Source organism: Rhizobium fabae (genome assembly GCF_003985135.1).
GTDB classification, from domain to species: domain Bacteria; phylum Pseudomonadota; class Alphaproteobacteria; order Rhizobiales; family Rhizobiaceae; genus Rhizobium; species Rhizobium pisi.
In genome coordinates this window covers 217,333-239,272 of sequence record NZ_ML133645.1, presented here as the reverse complement: position 1 = coordinate 239,272, position 21,940 = coordinate 217,333, and the positions used below count along the sequence as shown (strand labels likewise).

Genomic DNA, 21,940 nt, shown 5'->3' with positions numbered 1-21,940 from the left:
AGAGAAGGAACAGGTACCATGACCATCAAGCTGCAAAAGCCTGACATCACAGAGCTGAAGCCGCGCATCACCGTGTTCGGCGTTGGCGGCGGCGGCGGCAACGCCGTCAACAACATGATCACCGCTGGTCTCCAGGGCGTCGATTTCGTCGTCGCCAACACGGATGCGCAGGCGCTGACGATGACGAAGGCCGAGCGCATCATTCAGCTCGGCGTCAACGTCACCGAAGGCCTCGGTGCTGGCTCGCAGCCGGAAGTCGGTCGCGCTGCCGCCGAAGAGTGCATCGACGAGATCGTCGATCACCTGAACGGCACGCATATGTGCTTCGTCACCGCTGGCATGGGCGGCGGCACCGGCACCGGTGCTGCTCCTGTTGTCGCGCAGGCCGCCCGCAACAAGGGCATCCTGACGGTCGGCGTCGTCACCAAGCCGTTCCATTTCGAAGGCGGACGCCGCATGCGGCTGGCCGAAATGGGCATCCAGGAACTGCAGAAGTCTGTCGATACCCTGATCGTCATTCCGAACCAGAACCTCTTCCGCATTGCCAACGACAAGACGACCTTCGCCGACGCCTTCGCCATGGCTGACCAGGTTCTCTATTCGGGCGTTGCCTGCATCACCGACCTGATGGTGAAGGAAGGCCTCATCAACCTCGACTTCGCCGACGTCCGCTCAGTGATGCGCGAAATGGGCCGCGCGATGATGGGCACCGGCGAAGCCTCCGGCTCCGGCCGCGCGCTGCAGGCAGCCGAAGCGGCAATCGCCAACCCGCTGCTCGATGAAACCTCGATGAAGGGTGCCCAGGGCCTGCTGATCTCGATCACCGGCGGTCGCGACCTCACCCTCTTCGAAGTCGACGAAGCCGCCACCCGCATCCGCGAGGAAGTCGATCCGGACGCCAACATCATCCTCGGCGCCACTTTCGACGAATCGCTCGAAGGCATCATCCGCGTATCGGTCGTGGCGACCGGCATCGACCGGGCGATGAACGAAGCTGCCGAGCGCAACCTTCAGCCGGCGGCAAGGCCGGTTATCCGTCCCTCCGCGGCTGTTGCTCCGGCAGCGGCCGCAGTTCAGCCTGCCCCCGTAATGCAGGCACCGAAGGCCATCGATCCGATCGCGCAGACCATCCGCGAAGCCGAGATGGAACGCGAGCTCGAGATTCCGGCCCCGCGTGCCGCCGCACCGCTCCAGCAGCCGGTTGCACAGCAGGAAACCTTCCGCCCGCAGAGCAAGATCTTCGCGCCTGCACCGGAAGCTCCGGCCATGCGTCCCGCACCGGTGCAGCAGGCTCCGGCCCCCGTCATGAGCCAGCCGGTTATCCAGCAGCAGCCGATCCGGCAGGAGCCGATCATCCGCCAGGCGCCGGAACCGATGCGTATGCCGAAGGTCGAGGATTTTCCGCCGGTTGTTCAGGCCGAACTCGACCACCGCACGCAGCCGGCTTCGGCGCATCAGCAGGAAGAGCGCGGTCCGATGGGCCTGCTCAAGCGAATCACTAATTCGCTTGGCCGCCGTGACGACGACGCCGTCGCCGCCGACATGACCGCCGCTCCGCCGGCCGCTTCGCAGCAGCGCCGTCCGCTGTCGCCGGAGGCAAGCCTCTACGCTCCGCGTCGCGGCAACCTCGACGACCAGGGCCGCGCGGTTCCGCAGGCCCGCATGATGCAGGAAGACGACCAGCTGGAAATCCCGGCATTCCTGCGTCGCCAGTCGAACTGATCAGGCGAATCGCCGCCGTTTATGCCCGGGATCAAGGTCCCGGGCATTTCCGTTTTGAAGCCTGAAATTTCAGAGCGATTTCAATCATATGACTTCGTAACAAAACGAAAGAAACAGTGATTTGGATTGGAGCGCCGGCGCACGTAAGTATGGTGCAAGGAAACTGCCCCAGGAGTCCCTTCAAAGGCTCCTTTTGCAGAACGAACGATAACCGCGCCGAACGGACAGCCGCTGGTGCGGAAGAATAAAGGCAGAATTAATGGCAATTGGCTTGCTGGGTTTTCAAACGACGGTATCGCGTCCCGTGTCGCTCACGGGCACCGGGGTTCATTCGGGCGCTGAAGTCTCGATCACCCTGAACCCGGCCGAGTCGGATACTGGCGTCGTTTTCCAGCGCCTGCATAGCAATGGCGACATTACCGAACTCAAGGCCGTCTCCTCGCAGGTCGGCAATACCGACCTCTGCACCGTGCTCGGCTTTTCGCCCGTCCATTCGGTTGCGACGATCGAACATGTCATGGCCGCCGTCTATGCACTTGGCCTCGACAATGTGGTGATCGAGGTGCAGGGCGCCGAAATGCCGATCATGGACGGCAGCTCTCTGCCCTTCGTCGAAGCGATCGAACAGGCCGGTCTTGTTTCTCTCGGCGTCAAGCGCCGCTACATCCGCATCACCAAGCCGGTTCGAATCGAACATGGCGGCTCCTGGAGCGAATTCCGCCCCTATGACGGCACGCGGTTCGAGGTCGAGATCGATTTCGAATGCCCGCTGATCGGCCGGCAGAAGTGGGCCGGCGACATGAGCGCTTCCGTCTTCAAGACTGAGCTTTCCCGCGCCCGCACCTTCGGTTTCATGCGCGATGTCGAGCGTCTCTGGGCATCGGGCCACGCACTCGGCTCCTCGCTCGAAAATTCTGTCGTCATCTCGGACGACAACACCGTCATCAACGTCGAAGGGCTGCGTTACGCCAAGGATGAATTCGTGCGCCACAAGACGCTGGATGCCGTCGGCGATCTCGCGCTTGCCGGCGCCCAGTTCATCGGCTGCTATCGCTCCTATCGCGGCGGCCACAAGATGAATGCCAATGCTCTGAAGGCTCTGCTCAGCGATCCCACCGCCTACGAGGTTGTGGAGACGTCGACGCCGCGCCAGCGCGTCGCCGCCCGCGAAATGATCGCGGTCAGCGCGTCGGAATTCGCTCCCTGGTCGGCATGACCTCCAGCATATTCTTAAGACCAGGCCGCCTCTTTCCCGGGGGCGGTTTTTTTATGTGCCGATATGTCTGCAGCGACGGGCCGTCTTTCAGCTGCTCCATTTAAGGAATGGCGCATGAAATCCGATCGCGCAGTTCGGCATCATGCTTTCGCTGCCACAGGTCGGGAAAGAAGATGAAAAGCCGGATATTCCGGCCGCCGCTGCCACAAAAATGCGTTAATGCCTTATCATTGCGTTGCTCTTGATGCACATTTATGGCTAGAAACGCCAGCGAGGCGTGGCTGCCGTGGAGAGAGCGGCGGCAGTGGGGTTCTTTTGAATGGGTTATGCAGGATCTGAAGGTATGATGAAGACAGCGCGCGCTTTGTTGGCATCGCTTCTGGTGCTCAGCGCAGGCGCCTCGATATCCGGCTGCCAGTCGGACCCCGATATCGACATCACCAAGCTCGGTCTCGAAACCGATCCGCCTGACGTGCTCTACACCCAGGGCCTTGCCAACATGAAGGCCGGTAACATGGCCGAAGCGGCGCGCAAGTTCGATGCGATCGACCGCGAGAACCCGTTCTCCGAATGGGCGCGCAAGGCACTCGTAATGAGCACCTTCGTCAAATACCGCCAGGGCCGCCTGGACGATGCGCTTGCATCAGGCAACCGCTACATGGCGCAATATCCGAAGTCCCAGGATGCCGCCTATGTGCAGTATCTCATCGGTCTCACCTATTCCAAGCAGATCGTCGACGTAACGCAGGATCAGCGCGCCTCGGCCAAGACGGTCGAAGCGATGCAGGCCGTCATCGACAATTATCCGAACTCCGAATATGTCGACGACGCGCAGGCCAAGATCCGTTTCGCCCGCGACCAGCTCGCCGGCAAGGAAATGCAGGTCGGCCGCTACTATATGGAGCGGAAGGAATATCTCGCCGCGGTCTCGCGCTTCCGCATCGTCGTGGAGAAATATCCGAACACGAACCAGATCGAAGAGGCTTTGGCGCGTCTCGTCGAAGCTTATTACGCGATGGGCATCGTTGACGAGGCGCAGACGGCGGCTGCCGTTCTCGGCCACAATTATCCCGACAGCCAGTGGTACGCCGATTCCTACAAGCTGCTGCAGACCGGCGGCGCCGAGCCGCGTGAAAACAAGGGCTCGTGGATCGCTGCGGCAGGCAAGAAACTCCTGCTCGGTTCATAAAACCAATGCTGATCCAGCTTTCGATCCGCGATATCGTCCTGATCGAGCGGCTGGATCTTGCCTTCGAGACCGGTCTTTCCGTGCTGACGGGCGAGACCGGGGCGGGCAAATCCATCCTGCTCGACAGCCTGTCGCTGGCGCTCGGCGGACGCGGCGACGGAGGCCTGGTGCGCCATGGCGAGGACAAGGGCCAGGTGACGGCCGTGTTCGACGTCGGCATGGACCACGGCGCCCGCGCGCTGCTGCGTGAAAACGGAATCGACGACGAGGGCGACCTGATCTTCCGCCGCCAGCAATCGGCGGACGGGCGCACCAAGGCCTATGTCAACGACCAGCCCGTCAGCGTGCAGCTGATGCGCCAGGCCGGCCAGATGCTGGTCGAGATCCACGGCCAGCACGACGACCGCGCCCTTGTCGATACCAATGCCCACCGCACCCTGCTTGATGCCTTCGCTGGCCTCACCGACGAGGTTTTAGAGGTGGCCCGGCTTTACCGGCTGTGGCGCGACAGCGAGCGGATGCTGAAGAAACACCGTGAGAAGGTGGAGAGCGCCGCGCGCGAAGCCGATTACCTCCGCGCCTCCGTCGAGGAGCTGGAGAAGCTCTCGCCGCAGGATGGCGAGGAAGACGAGCTCGCGGATCGCCGGCAAAAGATGATGAAGGCCGAGCGGATCGCCGGCGATATCGCCGAGGCCTCCGAATTCCTCAACGGCAATGCCTCGCCGGTGCCCCATATCGCTTCGCTGGTGCGCCGGCTGGAGCGCAAGAGCCATGAGGCGCCGGGGCTGCTCGAAGAGACTGTGGCGCTGCTCGACGCCGCGCTCGACCAGCTCTCCAACGCGCAGATGGAAGTCGAGGCGGCGTTGCGGAAGACAGAATACGATCCGCGCGAACTGGAGCGGGTGGAGGAGCGGCTTTTTGCGCTGAGGGCAGCCTCGCGCAAATATTCCGTGCCGGTTACCGAGCTGCCGGCGCTTGCCGTGCGCATGATTTCCGATCTTGCCGATCTCGACGCCGGCGAGGAGAGGCTTGCGCGGCTTCAGGCCGAAGTCGGGCAGGCGCGAGAGAGTTATGACGCGGCGGCGCGCGCGCTGTCCGACAAGCGTCACCACGCCGGCACGGCGCTCGCCGAAGCCGTGATGGCCGAGCTGCCGGCCTTGAAGCTCGAACGCGCCCGCTTCATGGTGGAGATCACCACGGATGCGGGAGAGGCGCTCGCCGAAGGCATCGATGTCGTTGAATTCCATGTCCAGACCAATCCCGGCACGCGGCCGGGCTCGATCATGAAGGTCGCCTCCGGCGGCGAGCTGTCGCGTTTCCTGCTGGCGCTGAAGGTGGCGCTTGCCGATCGCGGATCGGCGCCGACGCTCGTCTTCGACGAGATCGATACCGGTGTCGGCGGTGCCGTGGCCGATGCGATCGGCCAGCGGCTGAAGCGGCTGTCCGAGCGGGTGCAGGTTCTGTCGGTCACGCATGCACCGCAGGTTGCGGCGCGGGCGGCGACCCACCTCTTGATCTCCAAGGGGCCGGCGGCAGACGGCTCTGAAAAAATCGCCACGCGGGTTGCGACGATGGCGCAGAAGGACCGCACCGAAGAGATCGCCCGCATGCTCGCCGGCGCCTCGGTGACCGAGGAGGCGAGGGCGGCGGCGAAGCGGCTGCTCTCCGGCAACGGCTGATTTCCAGCACTGCCGTCGGTGGCGAGCACCTCGCTTCGCGCTATCCGTAACATTCCGATCAGCGACGATCCGTTGCCATGCGCCTTTTCCATTTCAGCAACGATCCGGATATCAAAGTGTTCGAGCCGCGTCCGGTTCGCATTCCTTCGATCCGTCCGGCAGGCCGGGAATGGCTGAACGGTCCACTCGTCTGGGCGATCGATGACGACCATGACTTCATGTATCTCTTTCCGCGAGATTGCCCGCGCATCCTGATCTGGGCGACACCCGAGACGCCGGAGGCCGAGCGCCGGCGCTGGCTGAGGGATTGCCGAGCCGCAGCCTATGTCGAGCGTCGCTGGCTGGAAAGGCTCGAAGGGGAGACGGTCCATCGCTACGAGTTGCCTGTCGCGGATTTCGAAAATCTCGGCGATGCGGGCATGTGGGTGGCTCGAAAGAAGGTGGTGCCGCTAGAACATGTCGCCAAGTCGCAGCTCGATCGGGAGTTTGCCCCGCGTGGCGTGGAGCTCAGAACGGTCGACAGCCTGCAGCCGCTGAAGAGCCTCTGGGACACCGGCCTGCATGTCAGCGGCATCCGGCTGCGCAATGCGGGCGATTGGGAATAGGCCAAGCAGCCCAATCTTCTCGATAAGGCATGCGCGGCCTCTCTTTTCATCCGGCGATTTTGCTCTAAAAACAATGCAGATTTCTGGCCAGATTCTCTGGAGTGCTGTTCCATGTCCACCGAAGGTTCCGCCGTCGACACGTTGACGTTCGAAGAGGCTGCCGCCGAGCTTGAACGGCTGGCAAAGGAGATTGCGCATCACGATGCGCTTTATCACGGCAAGGACCAGCCGGAGATTTCGGATGCCGATTACGACGCGCTGAAGCGCCGCAACGATGCGATCGAGGCGCGCTTTCCCGAGCTGATCCGTGAGGATAGCCCGTCGCGGCATGTCGGTGCAGCGCCCTCTGTCACCTTCGCGCCGGTCGTTCACGCGCGGCCGATGCTGTCGCTCGACAACACCTTTTCGCAGGAGGACGTGCAGGATTTCGTGGCCGGTGTCTATCGTTTCCTCGGCCGCCTGCCGGACCAGTCGATCGCCTTTACCGCTGAGCCGAAGATCGACGGCCTCTCGATGTCTATCCGCTATGAGAACGGCAGGCTCACGACGGCCGCCACGCGCGGCGACGGCACGACGGGGGAAAACGTCACTGCCAATATTCGGACCATTGCCGAAATCCCGAACGAGTTGCCGAAGGGCGTTCCGGCGGTCGTCGAGATCCGCGGCGAGGTCTATATGGCCAAGAGCGATTTCCTGGCGCTGAACCGGCAGATGGAGGCGGAGGGCAAGCAGACCTATGTCAATCCGCGCAACACGGCCGCCGGGTCGCTGCGCCAGCTCGATGCCAAGGTGACGGCGAGCCGCAAGCTGAAATTCTTTGCCTATGCCTGGGGCGAAATGTCGGAAATGCCGGCCGATACGCAATTTGCCATGGTGCAGACTTTCAAGGATTGGGGTTTTCCGGTCAATCCGCTGATGAAGCGGCTGAATTCGGTCGCCGACATCCTGGCGCACTACGACGAGATCGGCCTTGAGCGCCCGGACCTGGATTACGACATCGACGGCGTCGTCTACAAGGTCGACAGCCTCGAACTGCAGGGCCGCCTCGGCTTCCGCTCGCGTAGCCCACGCTGGGCGACGGCGCACAAGTTTCCGGCGGAGCAGGCCTTTACCGAAGTCGAGAAGATCGAGATCCAGGTCGGCCGCACCGGGGCGCTGACCCCGGTGGCGCGGCTGAAGCCGATCACGGTCGGCGGTGTCGTCGTCACCAATGCGACGCTGCACAATGAGGACTACATCAAGGGTATCGGCAATAGCGGCGAGCGCATCCGGCCGGAGGAACACGATATCCGCGAGGGCGATACCGTCATCGTCCAGCGCGCCGGCGACGTCATTCCGCAGATCCTCGACGTGGTGATGGAGAAGCGGCCGGAGGCGGCAAGGCCCTATGAATTTCCGAAGACATGCCCGGTCTGCGGTTCGCATGCCGTTCGCGAGGTGAACGAGAAGACCGGCAAGATGGATTCCGTGCGCCGCTGCACCGGCGGCTTCATCTGCCGGGCGCAGGCGACGGAGCATCTGAAGCACTTCGTCTCGCGCAACGCCTTCGATATAGAGGGGCTCGGCGCGAAGCAGATCGACTTCTTCTTCGAAAACGAGGACCCGTCGCTGCAAATCCGCACGGCGCCCGAAATCTTCACGCTGGAGAAGCGCCAGCAGCAGTCGCTTACCAAGCTGGAGAATATAGACGGCTTCGGCAAGGTCAGCGTCGGCAAGCTCTATGCGGCGATCAACGAGCGGCGCAGCATCGCTCTCCACCGCTTCATCTACGCGCTCGGTATCCGCCATGTCGGCGAGACCACGGCGAAGCTGCTCGCGCGCTCCTACGGCACCTATGAAGCCTTTGCGATCGCGATGAAGGAGGCCGCACCGCTTTCCGGCGACGCCTGGAGCGATCTCAACGCCATCGAGGGCATCGGCGAAGTCGTGGCGCGCGCCATGGTCGAGTTCTACAAGGAGCCGCGCAATATCGAAGTGATCGGCCGCCTGCTCGACGAGGTGATGCCCGAGGAGGCCGAACAGCCGGTCACCTCAGGCAGCCCGGTCGCCGGCAAGACCGTGGTCTTCACCGGCTCACTTGAAAAATTCACCCGCGACGAGGCGAAGGCGAGAGCCGAAAGCCTCGGCGCCAAGGTGGCGGGATCGGTTTCCAAGAAGACCGACATCGTCGTCGCCGGTCCCGGCGCCGGTTCGAAGCTCGACAAGGCCCGCGAGCTCGGGGTCCAGACGATGGACGAGGACGAATGGCTGGCGCTGATAGGCGGGTAAGCCGAGACTGGCCTGGAGCCTCGCGGTTTACTCAGCGTCATCCTCGGCCTTGTGCCAAGGATCTGCTACCGTTGCAGATGCTCGGGACAAGCCCGAGCATGACGGAAGAGTGCTTGGTTGCCATTGCAGATAAACTAAGGCCGGCATTAGCCTGCCTTTCTGTTTCAGGCTCTCAGCCGCGCCATCGTATAGGCGTCGACATATTGACCGACGCGGTAGCCGAATGAGCGCAGAAGCCCTTCCTTCTCGAAGCCGAACTTCTCGTAGAGCCGGATCGCAACCTCGTTGTCGGTGTAGACGGTCAATTCCAGCCGTTTGACGTCGAGCCAGTCGTCGGCGGCATCGACCATGGCGCCGAGCAGGATGCGGCCGAAGCCGCGGCCGGTGAAGTCGTCATGCACGCCCATGCCGATGCTTGCGACATGCTGCCTGCGTCCGGCGAGGCGATTGAGGCCGCAATTGCCGACGATCTTGCCGTTCAGGGTGACGACAAGGCTGAGCGCGCCCGGCGACGGATTCTCCATGTGCTTGCGAACCTCTTCGATCCGCTGGTACGGCGGCCGCAGGGTGCCGGCCCGGTAGGCCGGCAAATTTATGAGATCGGTGATCTCTTCGGCATCGGAAAGACGTACGGCACGCACGACGACGCCGTCCGGCAGGCGCGCTCGGTCGCGTGCCTCATTCTCTTCGCTGTCAGACATTGGATGCTCTCCTTGGGTTTCAGGAGGAGAGCCGGATTTCGAAAACCCTGCTCGCCTCGGCAGGGTTCTCGGGATGATCGGACGGCTAGTGACGCACCATCGCTCCCGCGTACCCTGGAAGGGTCGTGGCGATATGATGCATGGTTGATGTCACAGAGTTGATCATGTGTGGAAGTTTCCCCATCCGCGTGCAGATGTCAACAGGCCGGAATTTGCCTTCGCTTGCGGCTATGATTATTCCGGTAGGGCAGACGATTCGGATATTTGCTTTGAAGACCATCGCCATCGATTTCGAGACGGCCAACGAGCAGCGCGGCAGCGCCTGCTCGGTCGGGCTTGCCTGGATCGAGGAGGGCAGGGTGACGCGTGTCGAAGAGCGGCTGATCCGGCCGCGCGATATGCGCTTTTCCGGGATGAATATCGCGATCCACGGCATCCGGCCGGAGCATGTCGAGGATGCGCCTGAATTTCCCGAGGTGATGGACGAGTTCCACGACGATATCCGCGGCGCGACGATGATCGCGCACAACGCCGCCTTCGATTTCAGCGTCTGGCGTGCAAGCCTCGATCTCTACCGGCAGTCCTATCCTGAATTGACCTATCTCTGCAGCCTGAAGATGGCGCAGCGGATCTGGCCGCATTTCCTCTCGCATCGGCTGAACCTGATCGCCGAGCATCTCGGTCTGCGCTTCATACACCACAACGCCGCCGAAGATGCGGCGGTCTGCGCGGCGGCGGCGATCGAGATGGCGAAGGCGGTCAAGGCGAAAGCCGTGGAAGCGATCCCGGCGCTGATCGGCATGACGCCGGGGCGGCTGACGGCGAAGGGCTATGCGCCCTGCACCTGCCGCAAGGCCTGAGCCTTCTCCCGCACCAGCGATTTCTTGCAAAGCATGGGCGCATACTTATCTAGAAAGCGCCGATTCAAAGCGATAGAGCGCCTTTGGCACGTCCCGTCGGACGCGCGGCGCTCCAGGGAGCCGCCATGTCCAAGCCGCGCAATCTTTTCCTTGCCGCCCTGTCTTTCCTGGCCGTCTCGGCGGGCGCCGCCCCGGCCGAAGTCGTCGGCAAGGTCGGGGTCGACTGGATCGGCAACGATATCATTGTCGAGGCGGTCTCCGATCCCGAGGTCAAGGGCGTCACCTGCCACGTCACCTACTTCGATCGCAGCCTGATCGACCGGTTCAAGAACGGCAACTGGTTCGAGGATCCGTCCAACAATTCCATCGCCTGCCGGCAGACGGGGCCGATCGAGATCGGCAATATCGACCTGTCCAAAGACGGCAGCGAGGTGTTCCGCCAGGGCATGTCGCTGATCTGGAAGACCCTTGTCGTCAACCGCATCTACGACAAGGCGAACGATACGCTGATCTATCTCGCCCATTCACGCGAGCTCACCGACGGTTCGGCCAAGATGTCGATCTCGACCATTCCGCTCTATGGGCAGAACGTGACCTGGAAGAATGGGAAGCCGTAAAGGGTCTTTGGAGCTTGCGATGAAAAGACCCCGCCCCAAACCCCTCCCCACAAGGGGGAGGGGCTTAACTTGCCGCACCCGCTTTCCAGATCTGCGACGTTTCGGAAGGAGCGAGGCGGGTGCTCCGGGTTAGTCCCTCCCCCTTGTGGGGAGGGGTTGGGGAGGGGTCTTCTTAAAGGCTGATCCGACGCCAGCTTTACCTCCACTCAAACAAAAAGGCCCGGACGAGCCGGGCCTTTGAAACTGGAGATCGGCAGCGCTCAAGCAGCCTGCGTCAGTTCGTCGGCGATAACGGTGTCGAGGTTCAGGAAGCAGACCATGGTCTTTTCAAGCGCGACGATGCCGCGGCAGAAGGCGCGCTGGGCTTCCGGGATGATTTCCGGCGGCGGCTGCAGGTCTTCGCTCTTGATGGTCATCATGTCGGAAACCTGCTCAACCAGCAGGCCGACCAGCTTGCCGGCGATGTCGGTGACGATGATCGCCGAGCGCTCGGAGGGCTCGGTCATCTTCATGCCGAGGCGGCAGGCCATGTCGATGACCGGGATGACCGCGCCGCGCAGGTTGATGAGGCCGAGCACGTAGGGCGGAGTGTGCGGCATCGGCGTCACCGGCGCCCAGCCGCGGATTTCGCGGATGGCCATGATGTCGATGCAGAATTCCTGGTCGCCCAGGTGGAACGAAACGATTTCGAGATAGGCGCCCGACTGCTTGATGGCGTTGTTGTTCATGGTCAGAATTCTTCCCAGTTGTTCCCGGCGGGAGAGGCGATGGCTGTGGCGGCAGAACCGCCGTTGAATGCGCCCGCGACTTTGCCGATCAGGCTGCGTGCGGGAGAAGGTCTCGAATGCGAGGCCGGCGTTGCCTCTCGCTGCGTTTGCCGGGCGGTCATGCCCTCGCCGATTTTGAACTGCTTGACCAACTGCGTCAGGTTTTCAGCGTCGATGGCGAGCCTATGGCTTGCGGCATTCGCCTCTTCCACCACGGCCGCGTTCTTCTGCGTGACCTGATCCATCCGGCTGATCGGTGTATTGATTTCGCTCAATCCAACCGATTGTTCGCGCGCAGAGGTTACGATTGATTTAACGTGTTCGTCGAGCTGGCGAAGCGCTCCACCGGCCGCCGTCACCAGGTCACCACCAATCTTCACTTCCTCGCCGGATTTCCCGATCAAAGCCTTGCTATCCCCACGCCGAGCGTCCTCGGCAGACTTCATGTCAGAACGGCACGAACCGGCCGCACGCACTGCTAAATATAGATATGACGGCTTAAGTCTTTCCTAATGATATGCATCGCGCTATTGCCGGTCGGTCTCGAAAGCAAAGCGTTCAAAACATGATGTTTTTTGATCCGTACTGATGACGGCGCGCAGATTTTGCGAAAACCGCGGCGGTGGTCGCTGAGACAATTAATCACGGGTCAGAAAACATATTCTTGAATTGCGTGCATCTGGTCGAGACTATAATCACCGGAACGCGCAGGGGTGGGCGGCGCATATCCGCCCGGATCGAGGTTCATGCCATGAAGACATTCCGCATCGTCATCTGGGTTGCCGTGCTGTTTATCGCCGGGGTTCTCGGCGTATTGACGCTCTATCCCATGAAATCTCGGGAGGTCGTGGCGGAAGCGCCCTTCGGCGTGCCGTTCACCTTGGTCTCCCAGAGCGGGCAGCCGATCACCGAACAGGCGCTGCGCGGCAAGCCGACGGCGCTGTTCTTCGGTTTCACGCATTGCCCTGAGGTCTGCCCGACGACGCTTTTCGAGCTGAACGGCTGGATGGAGAAGGTCGATCCCGACGGCACCAAGCTGCAGGCCTATTTCGTGACCGTCGATCCGGAGCGCGACACGCCCGAAATCATGGACCAGTACGTTTCCAACGTTTCCAAACGTATCACCGGCATTTCAGGCCCGCCTGACAAGATCGCCGAGGTCATCAAGGGTTTTCGCGTTTACGCCAAGAAGGTGCCGGTCGACGAGAAGAACCCGAACGGCGACTATACGATGGATCACACCGCCTCGGTCTTCCTGCTCGATTCCGCCGGGCGTTTTTCCGGAACGATCGCCTATGGCGAAAACCCGGACACAGCGATAAAGAAGCTGGAGAATCTCGTCAGCAAGGGGTCATAGGGCGCTGGCCCGACCGGCGGCGGGCAAGGAAAACGGGAAAGACCGCCTATCGTGAGTGAAATCCGCCTTTACGTGTCGACGACCGAAAGCAAGGCCGAGGAGATTCTCGACCTTCTGAGCGAGGTCTTCGGCGAAGAAGACTTTGCCATCGGCACCACCGAGATCGACGAGAAGAAGGACATCTGGGAAGCCTCGATCTATATGATGGCCGAGGACGAGGCGGACGTACGTTCCCGCGTCGAAGCGGCGCTGAAGAGCGCCTTTCCCGAGGCTCGGCTGCAGCGCGAAGTCATCCCCGATGTCGACTGGGTGGTGAAATCTCTGGAGGGCCTGAAGCCCGTCAGGGCAGGGCGTTTCCTGGTGCATGGGTCGCATGACCGCGACAAGGTCCGCCCCGGCGATATTGCCATCGAGATCGATGCCGGCCAGGCTTTCGGCACCGGCCATCACGGCACGACGGCCGGCTGCCTTGAAGTGATCGACGCTGTGGTGCGCTCGCGCCCGGTCCGCAACGCGCTCGATCTCGGCACCGGCAGCGGCGTGCTGGCGATCGCGGTGCGCAAGCTCAAGAACATACCGGTGCTGGCGACCGATATCGATCCGGTCGCAACGAGGGTCGCGGCCGAGAACGTGCGCCGCAACGGCATCGCATCCGGCATCGTCACACGGACCGCGCCGGGCTTTCATTCGACGGCTTTTTCCGAGCACGGCCCCTTCGATCTCATCATCGCCAACATCCTCGCCCGGCCGCTGATCCGCATGGCGCCGCAGCTCGCGATGCATCTTGCGCCCGGTGGTTCGGTCATTCTTTCCGGGATCTTGGCCGCGCAGCGCTGGAAGGTGATTGCCGCCTATAGCGGCGCGAGGCTTCGCCATGTCAGGACGATTTGGCGCAATGGCTGGGTGACCATCCACTTCGACCGGCCTTGACGAGGGAGAGAGTTGGGGCTGACGGTGCGGCAATTTCCCTCTTCTACCCAGCGGGGAGAAGATGCCCGAAGGGCAGATGAGGGGGTGAGCGGCGAAGAGCCGCGAATGCGCTGAGCGCAAGCGAAGGGCAATGAATGGTGTGCCGCGCGGCCCCCCTCATCCGCCTGCCGGCACCTTCTCCCCGCCGGGGAGAAGAGGCATGCCGCGACCTCGGTCATTCCACAGGACACATTTCACGTGCCCTCACCAACACAACAAAAAAGGCGGTGCCGATGGCACCGCCTTGGACCGGTCTATCCGGTCAATGCCCGCGAGCTCGAAGGAGGAGGAGCGCTCGAGCGGGCTCTACTGCATTCCAATAGGCCGGTCCGGGAGGGAGGAGACGGACGGGCTTTCAGACTTAGAACGCGTAGCTGGGAGCGCCCTTGTGGCGCGTGGCGCGCTGGCCTGCACCGAGCAGCTTGAGGCTGTCTTCGTTCTGCGGGCGGCGGGCGCCGATGACGTGACGCACGGTCTGGCGTTCGCCAGCCTGCACCGGGCTGCTGTATGCGAAGCGCGAGAGAGAGGCGGTCATTTCAAAAATTCCTTTGTTTGCTGGTTCATCCGAACCGTTCGATGGCGTCTATATAGCTATTCTGAAATCCGGAGGCAGGGGGTTTCGCTCATGGGAGCCATGCGGCTAATGCATAAAGCGTGCCAAATTAACTTTTGCTGTCACAGTTCTGTCAAAATATTGAGCGGGCTCAGCGGTTTCGACTCGTTTCGTCGCTTTTTCTCCCCATCGATTGAAATTTCGCTAACATGGCGACCATCCCATTAACCGGATTCGTCTCAACCATTCGGGTTTCCAGCATGTTCCAGTCCTTCGACGTCACCTCCACGCCGCAGTTCGGCAGGGATCGGGTATCGGCGCTGCGCGCTACTTTCGATTCGCTCGGCATCGACGCCTTCCTCGTGCCGCGCGCCGACGAATTCAACGGCGAATATGTTCCGGCCTGCTCCGAGCGCCTGGCATGGCTGACGGGCTTTACCGGTTCGGCGGGCATCGCGCTCATCCTGCGCACCCAGGCGATCGTCTTCGTCGACGGCCGCTATGTGACGCAGCTTGCCGAACAGGTCGACGGCTCGGTCTTTTCGGGCGGCGATCTCGTCAACGCGCCGCCGCATGTCTGGCTCGCTGCAAACGGAGCCAAGGGCTTGCGGCTCGGCATCGATCCCTGGCTGCATGCGGGCGCGGAGGTGCGCCGTCTGGAAAGGGCGCTTGCGGAGATCGGCGGTACGCTGGTCTTCCTGCCGCACAATCCGCTCGACAGGCTCTGGAGCGACCGGCCGGCCGAGCCTTTGGGCGCAGTCACCATCCAGAATGTCGCCCAGGCCGGCGTGCTGGCGAGCGACAAGATCGCGACTGTTGCCGCCGATCTGTCGAAGAAGAAGCTCGCGGCGGTGCTGATCGCTGATCCCTCGTCGGTCGCCTGGACATTCAACATCCGCGGCGCCGACGTGCCGCACACGCCGCATCCACTGGCGCGCGCCATCATCCATGCCGACGGGCGGGCCGAACTCTTCCTCGACAAGCGGAAGACCGGCATCGAGCCGGAGGCCTATCTCGCGCAGATCTCGACGCAATTGCCGCCCTCGGCGCTGGAGGAGAGGCTTGCCGCCGTTTCCCGGGATGGCGGCCGCGTGCTGATCGACCCCGATATCGCTTCCCATGCGCTTTCCGAGATCATCCGCAAGGCGGGCGGCGAAGTGGTGGAAGGCACCGATCCGGCCAAGCTGCCGCGCGCGGTGAAGAACGACGTCGAAATCAACGGCTCGTCCGCAGCCCACCTGCAGGACGGCGCGGCGATGGTGGAATTCCTCTATTGGCTGTCGCAGGAAAAACCCGGCACGGTGAGCGAGATTGCCGCTGCCGAGCGTCTCGAAGCGGCGCGCGCCCGGGTCGGCCAGAACATGCAGAATCCGCTGAAGGACATTTCCTTCGACACGATTTCGGGTGCGGGCGAACATGCGGCGATCATGCACTACCGCGTGACGACCGAAACCAACCGGATGATCGAGGCCGGCGAACTCTTCCTGATCGATTCCGGCGCGCAATATATCAACGGCACGACCGACATCACCCGCACCGTCGGCATCGGCACGGTGTCGGAGGAGCATCGTCGCTTCTTCACGCTGGTGTTGAAGGGCATGATCGACATCAGCACGGCGCGTTTCCCGAAGGGCACGCGCGGCTGCGACCTCGATCCGCTGGCGCGCATCGCGCTGTGGCGGGCAGGGGCCGATTTTGCTCATGGCACGGGGCATGGCGTCGGCTCCTATCTCTCGGTGCACGAGGGACCGCAGCGCATCTCCAGACTTTCGACGCAGGAACTGCTGCCGGGCATGATCCTCTCGAACGAGCCGGGCTATTACCGGCCCGGCAGCTTCGGCATCCGTATCGAGAATCTGATTTATGTCCGCGGAGCCGAGGAGATCGAAGGCGGCGACATGGCGATGCTCGGTTTCGAGACGCTGACCTTCTGCCCGATCGACCGTAGCCTCGTCATTCCGGAGCTTCTGACCCATGACGAGCTGCATTGGTTCAACGACTACCACCGCCGCACGCGCGAGGCGCTGATGCCGCTGATCCATGATCGCGACGCCAGGGCATGGCTCGAGAACGCGACGCTGCCGCTGGAATATTAGACGAACGGCGTCTGAGCATCGGCGTCGAGCCGGTGCTCAGAGCCCGCCGGCATGGCGCCAGATCATCACGACGATCCAGGCGGCGACCAGCATCCATGTATGCGAGATGCGCAGGCCGACGAAGAGGGCGACGACCAGCGCCAGTTTCGATTCCCAACCGCCGATGAAGAAGGCGGGTGCGACGAGCGTCGTCAGCACGGCGGCCGGCACGGCATTCAGCGCCGCCTCCATGCGCGGCGGAATGCTTTTCATTCGGGTGATGAGGATGTAGCCGCCGATGCGGGTGGCGAAAGTGGCGACGGCTGCGGCAATGATGACGAGCGCCATGTGAAGATCGAATTCCATCGCTCAGACCTCGTGCACTTCGGATTGAAGGGCGTCGGCTTCGAGATCAGGTTCTTGCGGCGGCAGCGGCAGCAGGGCGGCAAGCACGATGCCGGCAGCAGCACCGAGGCTGACATGCCAGGGCGAGCCGACATAGCGATAGGCGAATACGGAGGCCACGGCGCTGACGAGCGCCACGGGCAGGAAATTGTCGCGCTTGCGGAAGCCAAGGACGATGCCGAGGAAATAGGCCGGCAGCAGGATATCGAGGCCGATCGCCTTGGGATCGCCGATGAAGCCGCCGAGCAGGCCGCCGGCGATGCTGGTCAGTATCCAGGGAATGTAGATGATGATGGCGAAGCCGAAATACCAGGCGAAGGTGAGCGGGCGGCCGGCCTCGCCGCGTTTCACTGCCGCGGCAAATTGCGGATCGACGAGCAGGAAGAAGGTGAAGAATTTCTGCACCGGCGTGAAATGGCCGATATAGCGCGCCAAGGCCGCCGAATAGAGCACGTGGCGGAAATTGACGGCGAGAATCGACAGCACGATCAGCCAAGCCTGGACATGGTGGCCGAAGAGCTCGATGCCGACCATCTGGCTGGCGCCGGCATAGACAGTGGCGCTCATGAAGGCGGCCTCGGAGAGGGACATGCCGTTCTCCACCGCCAAGGCTCCGAAGAGAGCGCCAAAGGGCGCCGATGCCAGTGCAACGGCAAAGCCGCCTCGCAAACCTTCAAGAAAGTCGGCGCGATTCATCTGGGTGATCCTGTTGGAAATTCAGGTTTCCCTTATGGTCTATGGCTTGTCACGGCAATTGAATTTCGTTGATTGACCAATCGATTTCGCTGAAGCATCAAGGTCCTGAGCGCTGTCGGCGGAGGGGGGGCATGAAGAAGATCGAATTTTCGAAGGAAGAGAAGGCCGAGATCGTTTCGCGCATCCGTACTTATTTCGACCGGGAACTCGATCCCATCGGCGCGCTGCCGGCGGAATTCCTGCTTGATTTCTTCGCCGAGGAGGTCGGGCCATACTTCTACAATCGAGGGCTGAGAGATGCGCATGCGGCCCTGTTGAGAAGATTGGAGGATGTGGGCGAGGATATTCATCTTCTTGAAAGAGAGGAAAAGTCCTAAAGCGCGTGGCGATCTTTCAGCCTTAGCTTTCCGAAATCAAACCGGAGCCGACACTTAACGCCAAATTATGTCGGTGCCGATACAGTCGTGATCCTTTCGTTCACCGGGTTGCGCGTTGTTTGGCCTTGATTGTTTCTGCTATCGATGAACCTCGATCCGCCAGGCTCGGCAAGGCGTTGATCTTTATGGTCTGGCTTGCGCTGGCGTCTGCCCTTTGCTGGTCCGAAACGGTGTGGCGTGACGAGGTTCGCGCCTTGTCATTCGCCATTCAGGGGGACAATTTCATCGATATGCTTCGGCTGATGCGGGGTGATGGTCATCCTGCCGTCTGGCATATCTTGCTGCGCGCCGCCTACGTCGTGGTCGGCTCACCTGTCGTCCTGAAGATCGTCGCACTGACGATCGCGGCTGCTTCGGCCTATCTTCTTGTTTTCAGGCTGAAGCTGCCGATTTCTATCATGCTGCTATCGTTGTTCGGCAGCTTTTCGATTTTCGAATATGCCGCGATGTCGCGAAATTACGGCATTAGCATGCTGGTGATCTTCCTGATCGTCCTGAGTTGGGAGAAAGGGGCACGCAACGGCATATTGCTCGGCCTGTTGTTCGCCTTGTTGGCAAATACCAACGTCCATTCGGTCGTTCTTGTCGGCGGTTTCCTTGCCTATTGGTTTTTCGATTTGGTTCTGACGCGACCAAGGCCTGCCCTGACGGCATATCGGGCCTTTGCGACAGCCGGCGCCATTGCCGCTGTCGGAATTGTTTTATGTTTCCTGACGGTCTATCCGACCTTCAATGATGCGGCGCAGAACGATCTCAGCGGCGAGAACTTCGCGTTGCTTGTCCTTCGCGCTTTCGTCGCGCCCGGCTCGCATTTTTTGGCGTTCTATCCCGACGCCGTTATAGAACTCGTCGTTGCCTATCCGGTGGCCTCTCGTCTTTTAGCGGCGTTGATGTCCGTGCTGGTCTGCGGCAGCCTGTTGACTTTGGCGAACCGGCTGCCGGCGCTGATCGCCGCCGCGCTGGTTCTTTCGGGGTTTTTGCTGCTTTTTACGCTGGTCTATCCCGGCGGATACCGGCATCAGGCGCTATGGCTGGTTTTCATGATCGCGATCATCGCCTTGACGCAGCGCAAGGCGGCGGGCGATGCTGGCAATGAGGCTGCCAGCGGCATCATAAAGTTCGGGCGTCTGTGCTTCCTGATATTGCTGACGCTGCAGGTCGTGTCCGGTATCGAAAAGGTCAATCGGGCGTTCGTGGCGGAAATACCGCTGAGCCGAAGCAAGGAACTCGGTGCGTTCATTCAATCGCGTCCTGATCTCAAGGACGCGATCATCATGGCTGATCCTGACTATCTCGTGGAAGCCTTGCCGTATTATGTCTCCAATCGCACCTATCTTCTGCGGGAGGAGCGGTTCGGCGCCATCGTTCGATTTACCCGGAACGTCCGGCTTTCGCTGAGCCTTGCCGATATTCTAGAAACCGCCCATCGATTGCAGGAGAGCGAGCATGCGCCCGTCGTCATTCTTCTGTCGCAGCGGCTCGATCAGGTTAGCGCACCCGTTTCCGTGCGTGAAAGTTACGTTTGGTGGCTATCTCTCACGCCTGATGACATTGCTGCCTTCCAGAGCGCGACAAACCTCGTCAGACGCTTCGGCCCGGTTGCCGGAAGCGATGAGACGTACGATGTCTACGTCGTGAAATAAGCAGCCTATTCGCGCAACACGTCCGCGCTTTTGATCACTGCGATGTCGTGGGCGCGCATCTCCTCGATTGCGGCGGCCACACCTTCGGGGGTGATGCCGCGGCTTGCATCTTCGATGAAGCGCACGCGCACGCCTGGCATCATCTCCAGCGCGTCGAGCGCGGAGAATTTGACGCAGTAATCGGTCGCAAGGCCGCAGACGTCGAGATCGGTGACGCCCTGGTCCTCGAGGAAATCGGAAAGGCCGGTCGAGGCATCCCGGTCATTGTCGCGGAAAGCCGAATAGCTGTCGATCCTGGGATCTTCGCCCTTCTGCTGGATCAGATCGATCTCCTCGGATTTGAGCGCGGGATGCAGCTCGGCGTCAAGCGTGCCCTGGATGCAGTGGTCGGGCCACATCATTTGCGGCTTGCCGGAGAGTTCGCCCATCTCGAAGGGGACGGTGCCCGGATGGGCGGAGGCGAAACTGCCATGGCCCGGCGGGTGCCAGTCCTGCGAAGCGACGATCAGATCGTACTTGCCGCTGTCGATCAGGCTGTTTGCGACGGGAACCACCTTGTCGCCATCGGGTACCGGCAGATTGCCGCCCGGACAGAAGCCGTTTTGAATGTCGACGAGCAGCAGCGCTTTCATCAAGGCCAATCCCTTCGCTTTAAATTCAAGATGCAAATGCACTGGATGCATCAACTAGTGAATTTCCGGGCGCGCGCTTGCAAGTGTTAATTCTGGCACTTGCGGTAGTAAGTGGCTGAAACAGAAGGCTCTAATTCAACTATAAGAGGAGTTTTGATTGGTCCGTATGTCGAAATGGAAGGGAAGGTTCTGAAGTAATCAGGAAGCAACAAGCCGTGGCGACGGCGGCAATCGCCGCCAAATTCGGCCCGCTCGCATAGGCGTTTTTTGCGCTGTCGATGATCGAGGCTCCCCCGGCGGAGCCTCATCTCGGCCCGTCAGGCCGCGGTATCGGTTGCTGCGGCGGAAGCGCCGTAGGTATTGCGGTAGGCCTGGAGGGCCGTCTGCATGTCAGTCTGGACCTTGGTGAGAAGCGGATCGCTGTCGCCGGAGGCCTTGATGCTGTTCGGACCGGCGGCGAGGAATTCGGACTCGGTCAACTTGCCGTCGCCATTCTTATCCATCGCGGCGAAGACGCCTTTGGAGGAGGAATCGTTCTGATCGCTGCCGTCGCCCTGATCGTCGCTGTCGTCGGTTTTCTGCATGGAGAGCATCAGCGACAGGATGTCGGCGGTGATCTTCTTGATAACATCGCTGCTCTTGTCGTCGCTGTCCGTGGCGGCCGCGCTTGAGGTCGAGGACTGCGAAGCGGCGGCCAACTCGTCCGCCGAAATCACGCCGTCGCCATTCTTGTCGAGACTGGAAAGCGGGGACTGGTACTGCGTCAATGTGCTGCCGAGGGATGAAACACTGGTCACTTGAACCTCCTTTGAAAAGTTCGTCGTGAAGCCCGCCTTTCATGGGTGGGCAATATCGTCGCTAAGCTGATTTGCGCATAGCGTCAAAGCGAGGTTTTGACAGGGCAGAAGTGCGATTGACGAGGCGGGGCGACGCACGTTAACCTTTCGGTTACCAAAGTTATTTCATTGAAATTGTTGGGTCTATTCGCCGCCGATTTGCTCGGGCGAGCGACAATTTACGCCGCTGGTTGCGTGAGGCGGGCTGTCACAGCTTGCTGGACGGGCAGGGAGCGGTTCGCCCGGCCCCTGTGCCACTGCGGCATTTCGTCCGGCTTCAATAACGTGCTCTGCCAGGTCCACCTTGCCCCCGGTCGCGATTTCTGCCTTTCTTAGCCTCAGAAGCGGGAAGCGAAGTCATGTCCGAGCCCGGTCCAGATGAAAAAATCGATGCGACGTTCCGCAATGGCTCGCTGACGGCGGCCGGGATCATCCTTGGTTTCTCACTCAACTTCATCAGCGTCTGGGTTTCCAATCCCAATGACTGGAGCCGCATCGATATCCTGCCGATGCTGTTCCTCGTCGCAGGCATAGCCATTCAGGTGAAGGTCTTTGCCGATCTGCTGGCGCGAGACTCCCTTGTCGCCGTCAAATATGACCGGTCGCGCAAGCTCTTTTTGATCGGATTGGGAATAGTCGCCGCGGGCATGGGCATCGCGCTCGTCAACGATATTCTCGGGCTTGGAAAGATGCGGATGCTCGGGTGAGCGTTT

General features: G+C 61.5%; 22 protein-coding genes and 1 pseudogene. 15 read left to right on the top strand and 8 right to left on the bottom strand.

The annotated features are described in order from the left end of the window. Positions 1–18: 18 nt before the first annotated feature. From ftsZ to ligA, 6 genes are all read left to right on the top strand, one after another. On the top strand, positions 19–1,722 hold the full coding sequence (ftsZ, locus tag EFB14_RS01255) for a cell division protein FtsZ (RefSeq protein WP_126822030.1): 1,704 nt from the start codon (positions 19–21) through the stop codon (positions 1,720–1,722). Positions 1,723–1,981: 259 nt separating this feature from the next. Next, a complete protein-coding gene (gene lpxC / locus EFB14_RS01250) occupies positions 1,982–2,938 on the top strand; it encodes a UDP-3-O-acyl-N-acetylglucosamine deacetylase (protein WP_125843591.1) in 957 nt (318 codons plus the stop codon). Positions 2,939–3,257: 319 nt separating this feature from the next. After that, the gene (locus tag EFB14_RS01245; protein WP_183604840.1) at positions 3,258–4,127 is read left to right on the top strand and encodes an outer membrane protein assembly factor BamD; all 870 of its coding nucleotides are present in this window, start codon (positions 3,258–3,260) and stop codon (positions 4,125–4,127) included. Between the two features lie 5 nt (positions 4,128–4,132). Beyond that, the gene (gene recN, locus EFB14_RS01240; protein ID WP_126822028.1) at positions 4,133–5,806 is read left to right on the top strand and encodes a DNA repair protein RecN; all 1,674 of its coding nucleotides are present in this window, start codon (positions 4,133–4,135) and stop codon (positions 5,804–5,806) included. Between the two features lie 77 nt (positions 5,807–5,883). Then, positions 5,884–6,411 (top strand): DUF6886 family protein, encoded by a 528-nt coding sequence (locus tag EFB14_RS01235; RefSeq protein WP_126822026.1) that lies wholly within the window; start codon positions 5,884–5,886, stop codon positions 6,409–6,411. Between the two features lie 111 nt (positions 6,412–6,522). Beyond that, positions 6,523–8,679: an NAD-dependent DNA ligase LigA gene (gene ligA / locus EFB14_RS01230; RefSeq protein WP_126822024.1), complete on the top strand. Its 2,157-nt coding sequence runs from the start codon at positions 6,523–6,525 to the stop codon at positions 8,677–8,679. A gap of 164 nt (positions 8,680–8,843) precedes the next feature. Here ligA and EFB14_RS01220 read toward each other — a convergent pair whose 3' ends face one another. Continuing rightward, positions 8,844–9,380 (bottom strand): GNAT family N-acetyltransferase, encoded by a 537-nt coding sequence (locus EFB14_RS01220; protein WP_126822022.1) that lies wholly within the window; start codon positions 9,378–9,380, stop codon positions 8,844–8,846. Between the two features lie 269 nt (positions 9,381–9,649). Between EFB14_RS01220 and EFB14_RS01215 the strand changes: the two genes are divergently transcribed. Both EFB14_RS01215 and EFB14_RS01210 read left to right on the top strand, forming a co-directional pair. After that, positions 9,650–10,240 (top strand): 3'-5' exonuclease, encoded by a 591-nt coding sequence (locus EFB14_RS01215; protein WP_126822021.1) that lies wholly within the window; start codon positions 9,650–9,652, stop codon positions 10,238–10,240. A gap of 125 nt (positions 10,241–10,365) precedes the next feature. Then, complete coding sequence (locus EFB14_RS01210; RefSeq protein ID WP_126822019.1) at positions 10,366–10,857, top strand: CreA family protein; 492 nt, start codon at positions 10,366–10,368, stop codon at positions 10,855–10,857. A gap of 260 nt (positions 10,858–11,117) precedes the next feature. Here the strand turns inward: EFB14_RS01210 and EFB14_RS01205 are convergent, their stop codons facing one another. Beyond that, positions 11,118–11,585: a chemotaxis protein CheW gene (locus tag EFB14_RS01205; RefSeq protein ID WP_017965084.1), complete on the bottom strand. Its 468-nt coding sequence runs from the start codon at positions 11,583–11,585 to the stop codon at positions 11,118–11,120. Positions 11,586–11,587: 2 nt separating this feature from the next. Further along, positions 11,588–12,106, bottom strand: a pseudogene (locus EFB14_RS01200) (methyl-accepting chemotaxis protein); the annotation flags it as partial. Between the two features lie 269 nt (positions 12,107–12,375). Between EFB14_RS01200 and EFB14_RS01195 the strand changes: the two are divergent. Beyond that, complete coding sequence (locus tag EFB14_RS01195) at positions 12,376–12,981, top strand: SCO family protein (RefSeq protein WP_126822017.1); 606 nt, start codon at positions 12,376–12,378, stop codon at positions 12,979–12,981. 51 nt (positions 12,982–13,032) lie between these two features. Next, positions 13,033–13,911 carry a 50S ribosomal protein L11 methyltransferase gene (locus EFB14_RS01190; RefSeq protein ID WP_126822015.1) on the top strand — a complete coding sequence of 293 codons (879 nt, stop codon included), beginning with the start codon at positions 13,033–13,035 and terminating at the stop codon, positions 13,909–13,911. 400 nt (positions 13,912–14,311) lie between these two features. Here EFB14_RS01190 and EFB14_RS32765 read toward each other — a convergent pair whose 3' ends face one another. Beyond that, complete coding sequence (locus EFB14_RS32765; protein ID WP_003541368.1) at positions 14,312–14,485, bottom strand: hypothetical protein; 174 nt, start codon at positions 14,483–14,485, stop codon at positions 14,312–14,314. Between the two features lie 278 nt (positions 14,486–14,763). Here EFB14_RS32765 and EFB14_RS01185 point away from each other — a divergent pair, with 278 nt between their 5' ends. Further along, on the top strand, positions 14,764–16,599 hold the full coding sequence (locus EFB14_RS01185) for an aminopeptidase P family protein (RefSeq protein WP_126822013.1): 1,836 nt from the start codon (positions 14,764–14,766) through the stop codon (positions 16,597–16,599). 36 nt (positions 16,600–16,635) lie between these two features. On the opposite strand, the gene EFB14_RS01180 is transcribed toward EFB14_RS01185, so the two are convergent. Both EFB14_RS01180 and EFB14_RS01175 read right to left on the bottom strand, forming a co-directional pair. Next, entirely contained in the window at positions 16,636–16,944 is a 309-nt protein-coding gene (locus EFB14_RS01180) for an AzlD family protein (protein ID WP_125843603.1), read from the bottom strand. 3 nt (positions 16,945–16,947) lie between these two features. Continuing rightward, the gene (locus EFB14_RS01175; protein WP_245438198.1) at positions 16,948–17,652 is read right to left on the bottom strand and encodes an AzlC family ABC transporter permease; all 705 of its coding nucleotides are present in this window, start codon (positions 17,650–17,652) and stop codon (positions 16,948–16,950) included. Between EFB14_RS01175 and EFB14_RS33310 the strand changes: the two genes are divergently transcribed. The 3 genes from EFB14_RS33310 (at position 17,573) to EFB14_RS01165 (ending at position 19,759) form a co-directional block, all read left to right on the top strand. Then, positions 17,573–17,755: a hypothetical protein gene (locus EFB14_RS33310; RefSeq protein WP_245438200.1), complete on the top strand. Its 183-nt coding sequence runs from the start codon at positions 17,573–17,575 to the stop codon at positions 17,753–17,755. The two genes, EFB14_RS01175 and EFB14_RS33310, sit on opposite strands and share 80 nt — an antisense overlap. A 55-nt stretch (positions 17,756–17,810) precedes the next feature. Then, on the top strand, positions 17,811–18,056 hold the full coding sequence (locus tag EFB14_RS01170) for a DUF2164 domain-containing protein (RefSeq protein ID WP_126822009.1): 246 nt from the start codon (positions 17,811–17,813) through the stop codon (positions 18,054–18,056). Between the two features lie 119 nt (positions 18,057–18,175). Beyond that, positions 18,176–19,759, top strand: a complete 1,584-nt coding sequence (locus tag EFB14_RS01165) for a hypothetical protein (protein WP_126822007.1) — start codon at positions 18,176–18,178, stop codon at positions 19,757–19,759. A 5-nt stretch (positions 19,760–19,764) separates the two neighbouring features. Here EFB14_RS01165 and pncA read toward each other — a convergent pair whose 3' ends face one another. Both pncA and EFB14_RS01155 read right to left on the bottom strand, forming a co-directional pair. Further along, the gene (gene pncA, locus EFB14_RS01160; protein WP_126822005.1) at positions 19,765–20,391 is read right to left on the bottom strand and encodes a bifunctional nicotinamidase/pyrazinamidase; all 627 of its coding nucleotides are present in this window, start codon (positions 20,389–20,391) and stop codon (positions 19,765–19,767) included. 317 nt (positions 20,392–20,708) lie between these two features. Then, a complete protein-coding gene (locus EFB14_RS01155) occupies positions 20,709–21,188 on the bottom strand; it encodes an EF-hand domain-containing protein (protein WP_126822003.1) in 480 nt (159 codons plus the stop codon). A gap of 398 nt (positions 21,189–21,586) precedes the next feature. On the opposite strand from EFB14_RS01155, the gene EFB14_RS01150 reads away from it, so the two are divergent. Continuing rightward, positions 21,587–21,934: a hypothetical protein gene (locus EFB14_RS01150; RefSeq protein ID WP_126822001.1), complete on the top strand. Its 348-nt coding sequence runs from the start codon at positions 21,587–21,589 to the stop codon at positions 21,932–21,934. Positions 21,935–21,940 lie beyond the last annotated feature (6 nt).

Excerpts from the sequence above, each read along its gene's own strand:
- lpxC (WP_125843591.1), top strand. The coding sequence starts at position 1,982 with ATGGCAATTGGCTTGCTGGGTTTTCAAACGACGGTATCGCGTCCCGTG.
- EFB14_RS01235 (WP_126822026.1), top strand. The coding sequence starts at position 5,884 with ATGCGCCTTTTCCATTTCAGCAACGATCCGGATATCAAAGTGTTCGAG.
- EFB14_RS01245 (WP_183604840.1), top strand. The coding sequence starts at position 3,258 with ATGGGTTATGCAGGATCTGAAGGTATGATGAAGACAGCGCGCGCTTTG.
- ftsZ (WP_126822030.1), top strand. The coding sequence starts at position 19 with ATGACCATCAAGCTGCAAAAGCCTGACATCACAGAGCTGAAGCCGCGC.
- EFB14_RS01205 (WP_017965084.1), bottom strand. The coding sequence starts at position 11,585 with ATGAACAACAACGCCATCAAGCAGTCGGGCGCCTATCTCGAAATCGTT.
- EFB14_RS32765 (WP_003541368.1), bottom strand. The coding sequence starts at position 14,485 with ATGACCGCCTCTCTCTCGCGCTTCGCATACAGCAGCCCGGTGCAGGCT.
- ligA (WP_126822024.1), top strand. The coding sequence starts at position 6,523 with ATGTCCACCGAAGGTTCCGCCGTCGACACGTTGACGTTCGAAGAGGCT.
- EFB14_RS01185 (WP_126822013.1), top strand. The coding sequence starts at position 14,764 with ATGTTCCAGTCCTTCGACGTCACCTCCACGCCGCAGTTCGGCAGGGAT.
- EFB14_RS01150 (WP_126822001.1), top strand. The coding sequence starts at position 21,587 with ATGTCCGAGCCCGGTCCAGATGAAAAAATCGATGCGACGTTCCGCAAT.
- EFB14_RS01220 (WP_126822022.1), bottom strand. The coding sequence starts at position 9,380 with ATGTCTGACAGCGAAGAGAATGAGGCACGCGACCGAGCGCGCCTGCCG.
- recN (WP_126822028.1), top strand. The coding sequence starts at position 4,133 with ATGCTGATCCAGCTTTCGATCCGCGATATCGTCCTGATCGAGCGGCTG.
- EFB14_RS01210 (WP_126822019.1), top strand. The coding sequence starts at position 10,366 with ATGTCCAAGCCGCGCAATCTTTTCCTTGCCGCCCTGTCTTTCCTGGCC.
- EFB14_RS01195 (WP_126822017.1), top strand. The coding sequence starts at position 12,376 with ATGAAGACATTCCGCATCGTCATCTGGGTTGCCGTGCTGTTTATCGCC.
- pncA (WP_126822005.1), bottom strand. The coding sequence starts at position 20,391 with ATGAAAGCGCTGCTGCTCGTCGACATTCAAAACGGCTTCTGTCCGGGC.
- EFB14_RS01170 (WP_126822009.1), top strand. The coding sequence starts at position 17,811 with ATGAAGAAGATCGAATTTTCGAAGGAAGAGAAGGCCGAGATCGTTTCG.
- EFB14_RS33310 (WP_245438200.1), top strand. The coding sequence starts at position 17,573 with ATGCCGTTCTCCACCGCCAAGGCTCCGAAGAGAGCGCCAAAGGGCGCC.
- EFB14_RS01180 (WP_125843603.1), bottom strand. The coding sequence starts at position 16,944 with ATGGAATTCGATCTTCACATGGCGCTCGTCATCATTGCCGCAGCCGTC.